Source organism: Rathayibacter sp. VKM Ac-2759, assembly GCF_009834225.1.
GTDB lineage: Bacteria > Actinomycetota > Actinomycetes > Actinomycetales > Microbacteriaceae > Rathayibacter.
Genome location: NZ_CP047176.1, coordinates 3,289,567 through 3,303,349 on the forward strand (window position 1 = coordinate 3,289,567; position 13,783 = coordinate 3,303,349).

The window sequence follows — 13,783 nt, forward strand, 5'->3', positions numbered from 1 at the left end:
GCACGGTCCGATGCGCGAGCCCGCCGCGGCTTCGTAGTGTTCGACCATGTCCTCACCCTCTGCACCTCCGCCGGCGCAGCCGTCGGCATGGGCACCCCTGGCGATCACCGCCTTCAGGGTGCTGTGGTTCGCCCAGCTGGGCAGCAACATCGGCACGTGGATGCAGACCGTCGGAGCCCAGTGGTACCTGGTCGAGGCTGCTGCGGGCGCGGCGGTCATCGCTCTCGTGCAGACGGCGAGCCTGGCGCCCTCCATCCTGGTCGCCCTTCCCGCGGGCGTCCTGGCCGACTCACTCGACCGACGACGGCTGCTGATCTGGGGGTCATCGGCGAGCGCGCTGCTGGCGGGCGCTCTGACGGTCGTCGCAGCCATCGGCGCTCTGACGCCGTGGACGATCCTGGCCTTCACCTTCCTGCTCGGCATCACCTCCACACTGACCTCGCCTGCCTGGCAGGCGATCCAGCCGGAGCTCGTGCCCCGAGATCTGATCGCCGCGTCGTCCGCTCTCGGCGGCGTGACGGTGAACGGCGCCCGAGCGGTGGGACCTGCGCTGGCAGGAGTCGTCCTGTCGGTGTTCGGGGCTCCCGTCGTCTTCGGCATCAACGCGCTGAGCTTCATCGGGGCCGTGATCGCCCTCCTCTGGTGGAAGCGTCCCGCGCAGGCCGGCCTCGACGACCGCGAGCAGTTCGGCGCTGCGCTGAGGGCGGGGATCCGCTACGTCGCCTCGGCGCACCTCGTCCGCCGGATCCTGCTCCGGTCCGCGCTCTTCGCCCTGCCGGCCAGTGCGCTCTGGGCTCTCCTGCCCCTCACCGCCAAGCGACTCCAACTCGACTCGAGCGGCTACGGCGTCCTCCTCGGTGCTCTCGGCGCCGGTGCCGTGCTCGGCATCTTCGCCCTGCCGCTCGCTCGGCGCCGGTTCTCGGACAACATCGTCATCGCGGCGAGTTCGGTGCTCTTCGCGGCGGGGTCGCTCGCGGCGGCGTTCCTCCCTTTCGCGCCGACCCTGGTCCTGCTCGTGCTCGCGGGGCTGGCCTGGATCGGCACCCTCACCGTGCTGAACGCGGCCCTGCAGCTCACCCTGCCGCAGTGGGTGCGGTCCCGCGGAGCCTCGATCTACATCTTCGTCTTCATGGGAGTGATGGCCGTCGGCTCGATCGGCTGGGGCCTGGCAGCGCAGGCGCTCGGCACGTCGCTCGCCTACGCGGCGTCGGCCACCCTGCTGCTCGTCGTGGCGGCCAGCGTGCGGGTGCTCCCGCTGCTCCCCGGAACGGGCACCGTCGATCGCAGCATCTCGATGTCGTGGCCCACACCCACGCTGGTGTTCGAGCCGCAGCCGGCGGACGGGCCAGTGCTCGTGCAGATCTCCTACACGGTCGACTCCGGCTCCCTCGCCGCGTTCCGGACCGCGATGCGTCTCGTGGAGAGCTCTCGACGCCGCACCGGCGCCTCGAGGTGGGCCCTCTACCGGAGCGGCGAGGAGTCCGACGTGCAGCTGGAGACCTTCATGGTGCCGTCGTGGGGCGAGTTCCAGCGGCAGGAGACTCAGCGTCTCACCGGCCGCGACCGCGAGATCCGCGCTGCAGCGCTGGCTCACGCACAGGGCGACCCCACCGAACGCCACTTCTTCCCGAGCAGGACCTCCTCCCCGTGACGAGGAGCGTCGCCGCGGCGGTGTCGGACCGGCACTGTCAGCGCAGCGGTGTGATGCCCTGCGTGCCGGGCGGGAAGGTCCGGAGGACGTCCTCCGGGATGTCGAGGTGCTGCGCGACCAGCGACGGCGGGAGGTGGCTCAGCCACTGCGCGAGCGACACCTCCTCGTAGCGGGAGGCGATCGCCGGGTCATACTTGACCTGACGCGATGTCCGACTGCCGCTCGTTCCGGCAGGTTCTCCGACGGAGTCAGACGATGAGCACCCGCAGCCCCCTCGCGGACTTCCTCCGTGCGAGGCGTTCGGCGCTGCGGCCGGAGCAGGTCGGCCTGACGACCGCCGGGACCAGGCGGAGGGTCCCGGGTCTCCGCCGGGAGGAGGTCGCCGACCGCGCGAAGATCAGCCGCGACTACTACCTCCGCGTCGAGCAGGGCCACGACATCACCCCCTCGGACCAGGTGCTGAGCGCTCTCGCTCACGCGCTCGACCTCGACGAGTTCGAGCGCGCCTACCTGTTCCGTCTCGCCAGACCGCTCCCTCCGCTGCGCGGCCCCGGCTCCCGGACCGCCGCGCCGTCGATGGAGTCGCTGCTGGAGCACTGGCCGATGACTCCCGCGTTCGCGTTCGACCGGAACCTCGACGTCCTGGCGACGAACGACCTCCTGAGGCGTATCGCCCCGGACAAGGGGGTACCCGGCGCGAACCTGCTCCTCTCGGTCGCGGAGGGGTACGTGCGCGCCCGCGAGGACGGCATCCCGGCGGACCAGCTGGAGGCCTGGGACAGCATCTTCCGCGAGCTGATCGCGGCCCTGAGGTTCTACAGCGATCCCGACGACCCGCGTCTGCAGGAGATCGTCGGCGAGTGCTCGGTGCGCTACCGGCTGTTCCGCTCGGTCTGGGCCGAGTACGAGGTCCGCCCGATCACGCAGCGAGCACTGCGGATCGACGTGGCCCCGTTCGGGTGGCTCGACTTCGACATGCAGACGTTCGAATCGGCTGTCGCGCCGGGCCACTACGTGGTGACGTACCTCGCCCGAGCGGGGACTCCCGCCGCCGCCGCGATCGACCACTTCGCCGCGCTCCGTCCCGCCGCTCGACGGACGGAGGCCGACGTCACGGCGAATGCGGCGCCCGCGGTTCCCGAACGGTGACGGCCAGGCGCCCGAGCGCGTCGCGGGCCGCGGCGTCGGCGGGCTCGAACACGAGCAGCGTGTGCTCGTCGTCGTCCGGCGGCCGCGTCAGGCGGTAGCCCAGCGGCACGGTGCCGACGGCGGTGTCGAGGAAGCGGACGGATCCGCTCCCGCGCGCCGGAGCACCTGCGGCCCACGCCGTTGCGAAGCCGGGACTCCTGGCCGAGAGCTCACCCACGATGCTCCGGAACCCCCGGTCGGCGTCGTGCCGGTCGAGCGAGTCGCTCAGCAGCGCCGTGACCTGCCCCGCCGCCTCCCGCCAGCAGGCCCGGTCCTGCTGAGCCCGCGGGTCGAGGAACGTGAAACGGGCGATGTTCACGCCCTCGAGGAGACAGGGCGAGAGAGCCCGCGCGAGAGGCGTCGCGGACAGCACCTCGAGGTGCCGGTCGAGCACCACGGCGGGCTGGTGCGCCCACGGCGTCAGCAGCGCCCGCGCTCGGTCGCGATCCAGCGGCACGTCCGGCCCGTTGTGGTCCACGACCGTCACGGTAATCCGCCGTCCGCACCCCAGCGTGGCTGTCGGAGGGCCAGGGAAGCGCTCGTTCTGCTCGGAGAGTCATCCGACGCTCACCGTGACCCGCTCGTCCGTGATGGACTCGTCACCATGGACGATTCTCTGCACGAGGCCCCTTCCGGGCTCGACACGACGGCCGGCCTCTGATGGCCGAGGAGCGCGCGATCCTCGCGGGCGGATGCTTCTGGGGACTCCAGGAGCTCATCCGCGACATGCCGGGGGTCTTCAGCACCCGGGCCGGCTACGCCGGTGGCAGCACTCCGAACGCCACCTACCGCCACCACGGCGACCACGCGGAGGCCGTCGAGATCGAGTTCGATCCCGAGCAGCTCTCGTACCGCGACCTGCTCGAGTTCTTCTTCCAGGTGCACGACCCGACGACGAAGAACCGGCAGGGCAACGACGTCGGCACGGCCTACCGCTCCGTCGTCCTCTTCCTCTCCCCCGAGCAGGAGCGGATCGCCCGCGAGACGATCGCCGAGATCGACGCGTCCGGGCGATGGCCGGGCCCGGTCGTCACCGAGGTCGAGCCCGCCGGCGAGTTCTGGGACGCCGAGGAGGAGCACCAGGACTACCTGCGCAAGCACCCCGGCGGCTACACCTGCCACTGGGTCCGGCCGAGATGGACCCTCGACGCCTGACCCCGGGTCGGCAGCGGCGGCACACGGAGCCCGGCTCGCGCGAGGTCGTCGGAGGCGACGACGGTCAGATGCCTGTCCCTGACGAACGCGGGCGTCTCCACCCCTCCGTCGAGCAGGGCCCGGATCGAGTCGGGGATCTGCGGGAGCGCTGCGTCGTCCACCACGGCTCACACGGTAGGACCGCCCGCACCGGTGAAGGTGACCCCGCTGGACCCACCCCGGCCGCAACGCCCGCCGGATTCCGGGCCCCCGGGAGCCGGACCACCAAGGGGGGCCTGCGAGGGTCACGCTAGTGGAGCCGACCCTCCACAAAGATCGCCGCATGACCCCCCACCCGGACATCCGCCGATGAACCTGCAGGACGTGGTCGACGAGCTCGCCGGAGCACTCGGCCGGCCGGTCGCGATCGAGGACCCCCGCCACTTCGTCCTCGCCTCCAGCTCCGGATCCACGGTCGGCCGGCGCACGCCGGTGCGATTCCGCGAGGATCCCGCCCGCACCGCGGCGAGCGACGCCCGCCGGCGCGGCGTCTTCCCGGTGGGCGACCTCCGCGGCCGGCTCGCGGTGCTGAGGGTCGGCGACGACCAGCTGCCGCCGCTGGCACCCGAGCACTACTCCCTCATCGACGCGGCCGTCGACACCGTCCGCCGCATCCTGCGCCCGACGGCCCCGGTCTCCGAGAGCTCCCGGCGCGCAGAGGTCGTCTCGGGCCTGCTGGCGCCGGACGCGGGGAGGCGCCGGGCGTCGCTCGCCGAGGCCGTCGAGCGGCACTGGCTGCGGCGCGATCAGCACACCGTCGTCCGCGCGGTGCTGCTGGGCGGGGCGGGCGCCGCGCTGCAGCGGGCGTCGCTGGCCCGTCGGCTCGACGCGTCCCCCTCCTCCGGCCTGGTGCACCTGGCCGACGAGGGCGGGATGCTGCTCTTCGTCAGCACGGAGACGCCGGGATCCGACCACGGCGCCCGGACGGACGCGATCCTCCGCGCCGAGGTACGCGGCCACGGCACGAGCGTGCTGGCCATCGGGTCCGCCCGGCACCGACGCGAGGACGACGATCTGCGAGCGACCGCGGACCACGCCTCCCTCGCCGCGAGCATCGTCAGCTCGCTGCCGGACGGCCGCGACCGCGGAGACATCGCCGATCTCGGAGCCTGGGTGCTGCTGTCCAGCGTCGCCGCCGACAGCTCGCAGCTGGCGATGCTGTCGCCCGCGGCGGCGACCCTGCTCGAGAAGGGCGACGACGTCCAGCGCCAGACCGTCGAGGCCTACCTCGACGTGCGCGGCAGCGTGCGGGAGGCGTGCGCGATCCTGCACATCCACCGCACCACGCTCTACTACCGGCTGGAGAATCTGCCGGCAGCGGTCAGAGCCGCCCTCGACGACGGTCTCGCACGGAGCGCGCTGCACCTGTGCCTGAAGCTGATGAGGTTCCGCGGCGGCCACGAGAGGCTGAGGGCGTCGTGACCGGCCCCGTGCCCGCCCGCTCCACGCGCGAGCCCGAGCTCCCGCAGGTCCGGCTCTACGGACGGCGCGAGAGCCGCGACGCCTGGGAGATCCGCGACTTCCTCTCGCGCAGCGTCGTCTCGTTCGCGTGGACACCGCTCGACACCGACGAGCAGTGCCTGGCCGTCGCCGGCCGGCCCCTCGCCGAGGCGTCCCTCCCCCTCGTCCTCTTCCCCGACGGGACCCGGGCCTTCGATCCGAGCATCGCCGAGGTGGCCGGCCGCCTCGGCTGGGTGGGCTCGCCGCGCCTGGCCGAGTACGACCTCTCGATCTACGGCGCCGGACCGGCGGGTCTCTCGGCCGCCGTGTACGCCGCCTCCGAGGGGCTGCGGGTGGTGGTCCTCGAGCGGTCCGCGATCGGCGGGCAGGCCGGCTACAGCAGCCTGATCGAGAACTACCTCGGCTTCCCCCACGGCATCGCAGGCGCGAACCTCGCCGAGCGGGCGCGCCAGCAGGCCGTCGCCTTCGGTGCCGAGCTGCTGATGATGCGGGAGGGGATCAGGGCGCGCTTCGCAGACGACCGGATCCACGCCCTGCTCGCCGACGGGACGACCGTCGTCGCGCGCGCCAACATCTGCGCCACCGGCATCGAGTGGCGCCGCCTCGGCCTCGATCGGGAGGACGAGCTCCTGGGCGTCGGCGTCTACTACGGGGCGGGGACGAGCGAGGCGCCTCTGTGCGAGGGAGAGGACGTGGTGGTCGTCGGCGGCGGGAACTCGGCGGGTCAGGCGGTGATGAACCTCGCCGGGCACGCCCGGCACGTGACGATGCTCGTGCGGGGACGCGACCTGGCCGACAGCCTCTCCTCCTACCTCGCCGATCGGGTCGTCCGGCAGCCGAACGTCACGATCATGCTCGACTCGAGGGTGACCGGCCTCCACGGCGCAGAGGCGCTCGAGTCGATCGACGTCGAGAACACCGCGACGGGGGTGCACGGAGCCCTCGGCACCTCGCACCTGTTCGTCTGCATCGGCGGCGCGCCCGACACCTCCTGGGCCGAGGGGACCGGGATCGTCCGCGACGCCTCCGGGTACCTCGTGACGGGTCCCGACCTCACCGGCGCGCACGCGGCCCCCGACTGGCCGCTCGAGCGCGCCCCGTTCTACCTCGAGACGAGCGTCCCCGGCTCCTTCGCGGCCGGAGACGTGCGTCGCAGCTCGGTCAAGCGCGTCGCCTCCGCCGTCGGCGAGGGCGCCATGGCCGTGACCTTCGCCCACCGCCACCTGCAGGAGACGTCGTGACCCGCACGCCGCCGTCCCTCCGTCACGGAGCAGGGTCCTGGATCGTCGCGACGACGTCCCTGCTCGTGATGGCGCGCTCGACGGTGCCGAGGCAGTGCGGCGGTGGCCCGGTGATCGGGGCGGGGTCAGAAGTCCTCGCGCCGCTCCCGCTCGGCGTCGGCGACCGGCTCGAGGGCGGCGAGATCCTCGAGGGCGAGCCGCAGCTGGCGCACCAGCCAGCGCGAGGTGAGCGCGTCGCCGTCGAGCGCCTCGAGCTGGCGGAGCCGGTCGAGCGCGGACCCGGACAGGTCCCGCGCGGTCTCGTCCGGCGCGCTCATGCCCGGCACCCCGCCGCGCGCGGCGTGCGCCGCAGGGGAGTGTCGCGCTGGTTCGCGTCGAGGAGAGGTGCGTCGGTGGTCATGGGCTGCCCTTCGGGTTCGACGGAAGCGCCTGTGCGGCCTCCGGCATCGCCTCCGACGCTAGGACCGGCGCCGGCGCCCGCGCGCGAGTCGGATGACTCGACCGCCGCGCGCCTCGAGGGGCGGCGGCCGTGAACCCCGAGCCGAGCGAGCGCCTCGACGAGGAGGAGCCGCCGCAGTCGGCCGCCCTGCCCGATGCCGCCGTGTCGGCCTCGTCCCTCCCCGACCGGCCGGCGGCGTTCCTCAACGCCCTGCTCACCGAGCACTTCGTCCTGGAGTCGGCCAGGGGCATCACCGTGACCGAGTCGAGCAGCAGGGCGTCGCTCTACCTGACGATGCTGTCGAGCTCGCTCGTCGCCTTCGGATTCCTCGCGCCCACGAAGTACGCGATCGGGTTCCTGGCGGTGATCATCCCGGTCGTGGTCCTGCTGGGCGTCTTCACCTACGAGCGCCTCGTGCAGACCTCGATGGAGGACATCGCGGCGCTGACCGCCATCCAGCGCATCCGCCGCTACTACGGCACTCTGCTGCCCGGCGCCGGCAGCTACTTCACCATGCCGCGCGGCAGGCACGCCCCGAACGAGCTGCTCGAGATCGGACGGCGCCGCAGCTGGCGCGGGATCTTCTTCACCATGTCGTCGGCGATCGGCGTCGTGAACTCGATCGTCGCCGGGGCGGGCGTGGCGCTGGCGCTGGCCGAGGCAGGCGCCGACGAGACCCGCGCCATCGCGGCCGGGATCGCCGCCGCCCTCGTGCTCGCCGTGCTGCACGGCGTCTACCAGTTCCACCGCTACCGGCAGATGCGACTGCGCATCGCCGAGGCCGAGGCGCTGGACGGCTTCGAGGAGGCCTGAGTGCGGCCCGGGGCGCCTCCGGTCAGCGGCGCTCGGCGAGGAGGAGCTGCCAGTCGCGCGGCACACGGTCGGCCGGCCCGGGAGTGGTCTGGCCGGCCGGGTGGCTCTGCGGGTCGGCGAGACGCGGACCGTCGGTGTAGTCGTCGGCGGTGAAGTCCCAGAACCAGTCCTCGCCCGGCTCGAAGCTCTGCATCACCGCGTGCCCGGTGGTCCGGTAGTGCGCGGTCGCGTGACGGTTCAGGGAGTCGTCGCAGCAGCCGACGTGCCCGCATCGCGTGCAGCGGCGCAGGTGCAGCCACCACGAGCCGGTCTGCTCGCACTCGACGCAGCCGGGGCCGCTCGGGGGGACGGAGGGATCGATCATCTGCGACGTCATGCACCCAGGGTGCCGCGAAGGGGCCGGCTCGCGCCAGGTCGGATGACTCGATCAGCGACCGGTCGGGCCGCCGCCGCCGTCACTGCTCCGCGCGCTGATCGCGCTGCAGAGCCAGCAGCGCGTCCCTCAGTCCGGCCCGCGACGTCACGCCGAGCTTGGGGAAGACGCGGTAGAGGTGGCCGCTCACCGTTCGCGGTGAGACGAAGAGCCGGTTCGCGATCTGCTTGTTCGACAGACCCGCCGCAGCGAGAGAGACGACCCGGCGCTCCTGCTCGCTGAGCTCGGCCCCCGCGGCGGCGGCAACAGGGGTGGTCGGGCCTCCGCCCGCGGCCCGGAGCTCCTGCTGCGCCCTGGTGTGCCAGAGCTCGGCCCCCAGGGCGGTGAAGCCCGCCGCGGCGAGCCGGAACTGGGCCCGCGCCTCGAGCGGACGCGTCCGCCGCCGCAGCCACTCGCCGTAGCAGAGGTGGACCCGGGACCGCTCGAGCGGGAACTCGTCGGAGGCCAGTCCGAGGGCCTGCTCGAAGACCGCGCACGCTCCCTCGGTCGTGTCGAGGACGGCGGTCGCCGCGGTCACGAGCATCCGCTGCCGGGGAGTCGTGACTGCGCCCGCGAGGTCGTCCGCCGCCTCCCGGAGCGCGGCCGCGTGCTCGATCAGCCGCAGTCGGGAGGCGGCCTCGGCGGCGTCGAGCAGCTCGAGGGGGCTGTAGCCCGGCCCGGGGCCGATGGTCGCGGTCGACGGTCGGGCCGAGAAGCGGGCGTGCGCCTCCTCGAACCGCCCGCGAGCCAGATCGAGCGACGAGCGGGCCTGATCGGCCGCCCGAGCGATGGTCGGGGCGCCGTGCTGCAGAGCCCACGAGGTCGCGCGCTCGGCGCTGCGACGGGTGCCGGCGTCGTCGCCCCGCACCGCGTGGAGCAGAGCCCGGGTCGCCTCGATCAGCGCCGTGACCGTCGGCAGCTCCCGCGCCGAGAGCGCCGCGCTGTCGAGATCAGCGGCCGCCTCGTCGAGCCGACCGCGGTGGAGGGCTGCCACCGCCCTGCGGGTGAGCGCGAGGGTCGCGGGCAGGCCGCCCTCCCGCTCCGCCGCGTCGAGGGTTCCGGCGAGACGGGCGCTGCGCTCGTCCGACACCTCCAGGAGAGACCAGGCCAGGTGCAGCGCGACCTTCTTCCAGGGGTCGCCGGAGGCGGCCGACTCCTCCGCGAGCCGCATCCGCCGCTCCCACTCGTCGGGGGCGGTCGGCGCGACGCAGGCCTCGACCAGGCGGAGGACCGGGTCGAGACGACGTTCCGCGCCCAGATCGAGGGCCTCCTCCCACCACTGGGCGTCGCCCCGGAGCACGCAGGCGAAGTGCAGAGCGGTGAGGAGCAGGTCGGCGCTCGCGGAGTCCGGTGGCGCCTCGGCCAGAGCGGCGACGACCGCGCGTCTGCTCTCGCGGACGTCGCCGCGACGCGTCAGCGCGTCGACCTGCCGGGCCGCGTCGAGGAGCCGGGACGGCTCGCCGAGCGCGGCTCCGCCGTCGAGCGCCCGCTCGAGGGAAGCGGCGTCGCCCTCGAACGCCGCGATCACGGCGGTACGGGCGGTGATGCCGTCGCGGACGGTGCCGGTGGGCGCGAGTCCGCGCGCCTCCGAGAGGAGCACCAGCGCCTCCTGCGCCCGGCCCGCCCTGAGGCGCTCGTCCGCCGCCCTCTCGAGCAGGTCCACGCGCTCCTCGGGCGTCGCACCACTCGGCTCGCCCAGCAGCAGGCGCAGGTGCTCGGGTGCGCCGAGGCGGTCGGCGACGAGCACACGGGCGGCGCGCAGGGCGGCGGGTGCTGCCGTCGAGAGCACCACCGCTCGCACGACCGGATCGCGGAAGACGCAGCCCTCCCCGGCCGGGGCGAGCAGCCCCGCCTCGGCGGCCTCGCGCACGGGCCCCGGCTCCCCCACCCACGGGCCCGCCCCGGGGAGCTCGGCGGTGGCCACGGCCACCAGCAGCAGCTCGTCGCTGCACTCCCTCGACAGCGACCGCGTCCGAGCGAGAACCCTCTCCTCGGCCGCAGGGATCCGCGGGTGGGGGCGGAACGGCGAAGGCCCTGCCGAGGCGTCCTCCGCCCACGCCCGACCGATGACGTCGAGGAGCAGCGGGTTGCCCGCAGTGAGCATCAGGAGGCGCGAGACGAGCCGGAAGGGCAGGTCAACGTCGCGCGCACTCAGCAGTCCGCGGGCCGCCGCGGCGTCGAGCGGATCGAGCCGCCGGTGCGGCAGCTCGGTCCACCCCGTGACGGTTTGACGGTCGGTCGTCGCGATGATGCAGGCGGCTCCCGCCTCGGTCACGAGCTGGGTGAGGAGGGCCTGGAGGCTGGTGCGGGCTGCGGCATCGAACCGCTCCCAGTCGTCGACGACGATCAGGAAGGCGCGCTCCGGCGAGCTCGGCCGCGCCGCGCCGTCGCGCACCCGGTGCAGATGTCCGATGAGCGCCGCGAAGAGAGCGAGGGAGGAGGCGCTGATGACCGGATCGCCGCGGTCGGGCCGCACCTCGATCACCTCGTGTCCGGCCGCGCGGGCCGCCGCCGCGGCCGTGGTCAGCGCGTGCGTCTTCCCGCAGCCGATCCCACCCTCGACCACGAGGAGCCGCTCCCTCGCCGAGGAGCCGGGCGTCAGCATCCGAACGACGACGTCGGGCGATGCCGTGCCACCGCGGAGCGGAGGAGGCGCTGGGATGCTGATCGTCATCGTGACTCCCGGGTGCTGTGGACCGAGCCTGATGACCCCATGCTGTCGCGCGGTCGCGCCGCCGCCCTCCTCGGATCGTCGGAACACCCTCCGGGACGGCGACCGTCGACCCGGGCGCGTCTCCTCAGCCGCCGAGGGACTCGAGCAGGTCGCGCGACGGGACGAAGTAGACGCCTCCCGTCATCGCGGTCGAGAAGTCGAGGAGTCGGTCGTGCCGGCCGGCGGGGACGCCGACGAACATGCGCGTGAGCATCGTCTCGATCACCGAGAGGTCGGCGGCGAGACCGAGGAAGTACGTGCCGAACTCGCCCCGGCCGGGCCTGCCGAAGGGCATGTTGTCGCGGAGGATGTCGTGCTCGGTTCCTCCCTCGTCGACGACGGTCGCCAGCCCCCGGTGCGAGAGCTGCTCGGCGTCGTCGTCGGGTCCCTCGACGTTGTCCGCCTTGCGGCGGCCGATGACGCGCTCCTGCTGCTCCGTCGAGAGCGAGTGCCACGCGTCGAGGTCGTGCAGGTACTTCTGGGCGACCATGTAGGTCCCGCCGGCGAACGCCTCGTCCTCGGCGCCGATCAGCGCGACGCTCGGGAGCGCCTCTCCCGTCGGGTTCTCGGTGCCGTCCACGAAGCCGAGCAGATCGCGGTTGTCGAAGTACCGGAAGCCGACGACCTCGTCGCGCACGACGACGTCGGCCCCCAGCGCCTCGAGGAGGAGCCGTTCGAGCTCGAAGCAGGCGTCGTCGCGGTCGGAGCGGATGTGGAAGAGGAGGTCGGTCTGGGTCGAGACCGCCGTGTGCTTCGCGCCTGCCACCTCGCGGAACGGGTGGAGCTGCCCGGGCCTGGTCGTCGCGCCGAACCGGTCCCATGCGTCGCTGCCCACCCCGACCAGGCACGAGAGCTTCGCACTGAGGTCGCGGAAGCCGACCGCGCGGATGAGGCCGCCCACGTCGGTGACGACATCGCGCACGCGGTCGGCCGCGTCCTGCCCACCCACGATGTCCACCGACAGGAACACGGCGGAGCGGCTCAGCGGGGCGATGACCGCCTGCGGCTCGATCGGCACTCGGTCCGCGGTGGTCATCGCGCACTCACCGGTGCGGCCGTGTCGCGGCGCGGCTGGTTCCTGGACATCGTGACCTCCGGTCCGCGCGCCCTGGCGGGGCGCGCTCGTCGCGATCCTGTCAGGGCGGCGCGCGCCCGGCACGAGTCATTCGACCCGACCCGGGAGACCGGGGGACGCAGCGGGGTGCGCGAGCCGGTCGCGCCTCCGCGATCTCGCTTCGATCGCCCGGGCGATGTCGATCGGAGGGTGGGCGTCAGCTCGCGACGGCGGGCAGCTCCGCGACGGCGACGGTCGCACCCGAGTCGTCGGTGATCTCGACCGCCGAGACCGACTCGCGGAGGATCGCGGCGTTCATCTCGCAGTCGATCTCGACCGCGCTGCCCAGGAACGACCCGGACGGCAGCCGCTCCCCCTCGTCGGTGACGAGGACGAGGTCGTAGCTCTCGCCGACGGTGAAGCCGCTGGCCCGCAGGATCGTCTCGGTGCCCCAGGTGTGCGCGACGAGCGAGCCGTCGACCTCGACGCCCTCGGGGGCGCCGTCGAAGGCGATCGTCTCGACGGCGCCCAGGTCGCCCGGCGCGCCCTCGACCGGGCGGTCGCCGAGCAGGTACAGCCCCGCACCGCCGACGGCGCCGAGCGCGAGGCATGCCGCCGCGGCTCCGATCATCAGGGCACCGCGACCGCGCGCGACCGGCGCGACGCCCGCGAGGGTCTGGATGCGCCGGCGCAGATCCTCCGACGGCGCGACCTCGTCCCACCGGCCGACGGTGCGCAGATCGGCGAGCACGACGCCGAACGAGGCGAGCTCGCGGTCGATCGAGGGGTCGGCGGCGCGCAGGAGGTCGAACTCGGCGCGCTCGTCCGGGGAGAGCTCGCCGGCGAGGGCCGCGGCGATCAGCTCCCCGCGGCGATCACCGCGAGGGTCGTCGGTGTCGGTCATGATCGCTCCTCGGCGGTCGGCTCGGCGTCCGCGAGATGCTCGCGGAGCGCCCTCAGGGCGTAGAAGGCGCGGGTGCGCAGGGTCGCGACGGGGACGCCTGTCGCTGCGGAGACCTCGGCGTAGCTCTCGCCGCGCACGTGGACGGCGACCACGATGCCGCGGTGCTCGGCGCTCAGGCGCGCCAGCGCCTCCAGCATCATCAGCGGGACGAGCGGATCCGCCTCATCGCCGGGCAGGTCCTCGAGCACCTCCGCCGCGACCAGGCGCGGCAGCCGCTGCACCGAGCGGTGCACGTCTATCACGACGTTGCGCGCGATCGCGAAGAGCCAGGTGCGCTCGCTCGCCCGCTCGGCCGAGTAGCGCTCGCGCGAGCGCCAGGCGCGCAGGAACGTCTCCTGCACGCAGTCCTCGGCGAGACCGCGGTCGCGCAGGGCGTTGACGGCGAAGCCGAGCAGCGCGGCGCCGTGCTCGTCGAAGGCGGCGGTGAGATCGAGGTCGGCGCGACGACGCGATCGCCGGTCGGGCTGGGTCACGGCCTGCCCCTCTCGTCGTCGGCTCGTCGCAGCGAGTGCGATCGCCATCGGCCGCCTCCCCTCGGACCGGACGGTCCCTCTCAGAGGGGTACGGACGACCGGGCCCCTCCGTTCACCGGCGACGCGGGGTGGCACCCGATTGTAGGAAGAGAATCTCAGGACGCTCTGAACGCGCGGGGT

At 73.6% G+C, this 13,783-nt stretch carries 15 protein-coding genes; 6 read left to right on the forward strand and 9 right to left on the reverse strand.

Features of this window, described 5'->3' with window-relative positions:
• Positions 1-46: 46 nt before the first annotated feature.
• Positions 47-1,651 carry an MFS transporter gene (locus GSU68_RS15435; RefSeq protein ID WP_159909552.1) on the forward strand — a complete coding sequence of 535 codons (1,605 nt, stop codon included), beginning with the start codon at positions 47-49 and terminating at the stop codon, positions 1,649-1,651.
• 37 nt (positions 1,652-1,688) lie between these two features.
• Here GSU68_RS15435 and GSU68_RS20080 read toward each other — a convergent pair whose 3' ends face one another.
• A complete protein-coding gene (locus GSU68_RS20080; protein ID WP_279631040.1) occupies positions 1,689-1,811 on the reverse strand; it encodes a hypothetical protein in 123 nt (40 codons plus the stop codon).
• A gap of 95 nt (positions 1,812-1,906) precedes the next feature.
• On the opposite strand from GSU68_RS20080, the gene GSU68_RS15445 reads away from it, so the two are divergent.
• Positions 1,907-2,800 carry a helix-turn-helix transcriptional regulator gene (locus tag GSU68_RS15445; RefSeq protein WP_159909553.1) on the forward strand — a complete coding sequence of 298 codons (894 nt, stop codon included), beginning with the start codon at positions 1,907-1,909 and terminating at the stop codon, positions 2,798-2,800.
• Here GSU68_RS15445 and GSU68_RS15450 read toward each other — a convergent pair.
• Positions 2,763-3,317: a hypothetical protein gene (locus GSU68_RS15450; RefSeq protein WP_159909554.1), complete on the reverse strand. Its 555-nt coding sequence runs from the start codon at positions 3,315-3,317 to the stop codon at positions 2,763-2,765. The genes GSU68_RS15445 and GSU68_RS15450 overlap by 38 nt on opposite strands.
• Before the next feature lie 182 nt (positions 3,318-3,499).
• Between GSU68_RS15450 and msrA the strand changes: the two genes are divergently transcribed.
• Positions 3,500-3,994 carry a peptide-methionine (S)-S-oxide reductase MsrA gene (msrA, locus tag GSU68_RS15455; RefSeq protein WP_159909555.1) on the forward strand — a complete coding sequence of 165 codons (495 nt, stop codon included), beginning with the start codon at positions 3,500-3,502 and terminating at the stop codon, positions 3,992-3,994.
• On the opposite strand, the gene GSU68_RS15460 is transcribed toward msrA, so the two are convergent.
• A complete protein-coding gene (locus tag GSU68_RS15460) occupies positions 3,949-4,158 on the reverse strand; it encodes a hypothetical protein (protein WP_159909556.1) in 210 nt (69 codons plus the stop codon). The genes msrA and GSU68_RS15460 overlap by 46 nt on opposite strands.
• Before the next feature lie 184 nt (positions 4,159-4,342).
• Between GSU68_RS15460 and GSU68_RS15465 the strand changes: the two genes are divergently transcribed.
• A complete protein-coding gene (locus tag GSU68_RS15465) occupies positions 4,343-5,455 on the forward strand; it encodes a helix-turn-helix domain-containing protein (protein WP_159909557.1) in 1,113 nt (370 codons plus the stop codon).
• Complete coding sequence (locus GSU68_RS15470) at positions 5,452-6,735, forward strand: FAD-dependent oxidoreductase (RefSeq protein ID WP_208544588.1); 1,284 nt, start codon at positions 5,452-5,454, stop codon at positions 6,733-6,735. Before GSU68_RS15465 ends, GSU68_RS15470 begins: the two co-directional genes overlap by 4 nt.
• A 125-nt stretch (positions 6,736-6,860) precedes the next feature.
• Here GSU68_RS15470 and GSU68_RS15475 read toward each other — a convergent pair whose 3' ends face one another.
• On the reverse strand, positions 6,861-7,052 hold the full coding sequence (locus tag GSU68_RS15475; RefSeq protein WP_159909558.1) for a hypothetical protein: 192 nt from the start codon (positions 7,050-7,052) through the stop codon (positions 6,861-6,863).
• 212 nt (positions 7,053-7,264) lie between these two features.
• Here GSU68_RS15475 and GSU68_RS15480 point away from each other — a divergent pair, with 212 nt between their 5' ends.
• Positions 7,265-7,987 (forward strand): hypothetical protein, encoded by a 723-nt coding sequence (locus tag GSU68_RS15480; protein WP_159909559.1) that lies wholly within the window; start codon positions 7,265-7,267, stop codon positions 7,985-7,987.
• Between the two features lie 22 nt (positions 7,988-8,009).
• Here GSU68_RS15480 and GSU68_RS15485 read toward each other — a convergent pair whose 3' ends face one another.
• From GSU68_RS15485 to GSU68_RS15505, 5 genes are all read right to left on the reverse strand, one after another.
• The gene (locus GSU68_RS15485; protein ID WP_159909560.1) at positions 8,010-8,363 is read right to left on the reverse strand and encodes a UBP-type zinc finger domain-containing protein; all 354 of its coding nucleotides are present in this window, start codon (positions 8,361-8,363) and stop codon (positions 8,010-8,012) included.
• Between the two features lie 79 nt (positions 8,364-8,442).
• Positions 8,443-11,073, reverse strand: a complete 2,631-nt coding sequence (locus tag GSU68_RS15490; protein ID WP_159909561.1) for a LuxR family transcriptional regulator — start codon at positions 11,071-11,073, stop codon at positions 8,443-8,445.
• Between the two features lie 124 nt (positions 11,074-11,197).
• Positions 11,198-12,148: a Dyp-type peroxidase gene (locus tag GSU68_RS15495; protein WP_159909562.1), complete on the reverse strand. Its 951-nt coding sequence runs from the start codon at positions 12,146-12,148 to the stop codon at positions 11,198-11,200.
• Between the two features lie 235 nt (positions 12,149-12,383).
• Positions 12,384-13,070 (reverse strand): hypothetical protein, encoded by a 687-nt coding sequence (locus tag GSU68_RS15500; protein ID WP_159909563.1) that lies wholly within the window; start codon positions 13,068-13,070, stop codon positions 12,384-12,386.
• Positions 13,067-13,603, reverse strand: coding sequence for a sigma-70 family RNA polymerase sigma factor (locus tag GSU68_RS15505; RefSeq protein WP_244259302.1), 537 nt, complete (start codon positions 13,601-13,603; stop codon positions 13,067-13,069). Before GSU68_RS15505 ends, GSU68_RS15500 begins: the two co-directional genes overlap by 4 nt.
• Between the last annotated feature and the right edge of the window lie 180 nt (positions 13,604-13,783).

What these genes read in the sequence shown, in the direction of transcription:
- GSU68_RS15435 (WP_159909552.1), top strand. Translation starts at nt 47, where the DNA reads ATGTCCTCACCCTCTGCACCTCCGCCGGCGCAGCCGTCGGCATGGGCA.
- GSU68_RS15445 (WP_159909553.1), top strand. Translation starts at nt 1,907, where the DNA reads ATGAGCACCCGCAGCCCCCTCGCGGACTTCCTCCGTGCGAGGCGTTCG.
- msrA (WP_159909555.1), top strand. Translation starts at nt 3,500, where the DNA reads ATGGCCGAGGAGCGCGCGATCCTCGCGGGCGGATGCTTCTGGGGACTC.
- GSU68_RS15465 (WP_159909557.1), top strand. Translation starts at nt 4,343, where the DNA reads ATGAACCTGCAGGACGTGGTCGACGAGCTCGCCGGAGCACTCGGCCGG.
- GSU68_RS15475 (WP_159909558.1), bottom strand. Translation starts at nt 7,052, where the DNA reads ATGAGCGCGCCGGACGAGACCGCGCGGGACCTGTCCGGGTCCGCGCTC.
- GSU68_RS15485 (WP_159909560.1), bottom strand. Translation starts at nt 8,363, where the DNA reads ATGACGTCGCAGATGATCGATCCCTCCGTCCCCCCGAGCGGCCCCGGC.
- GSU68_RS15490 (WP_159909561.1), bottom strand. Translation starts at nt 11,073, where the DNA reads ATGACGATCAGCATCCCAGCGCCTCCTCCGCTCCGCGGTGGCACGGCA.
- GSU68_RS15495 (WP_159909562.1), bottom strand. Translation starts at nt 12,148, where the DNA reads ATGACCACCGCGGACCGAGTGCCGATCGAGCCGCAGGCGGTCATCGCC.
- GSU68_RS15500 (WP_159909563.1), bottom strand. Translation starts at nt 13,070, where the DNA reads ATGACCGACACCGACGACCCTCGCGGTGATCGCCGCGGGGAGCTGATC.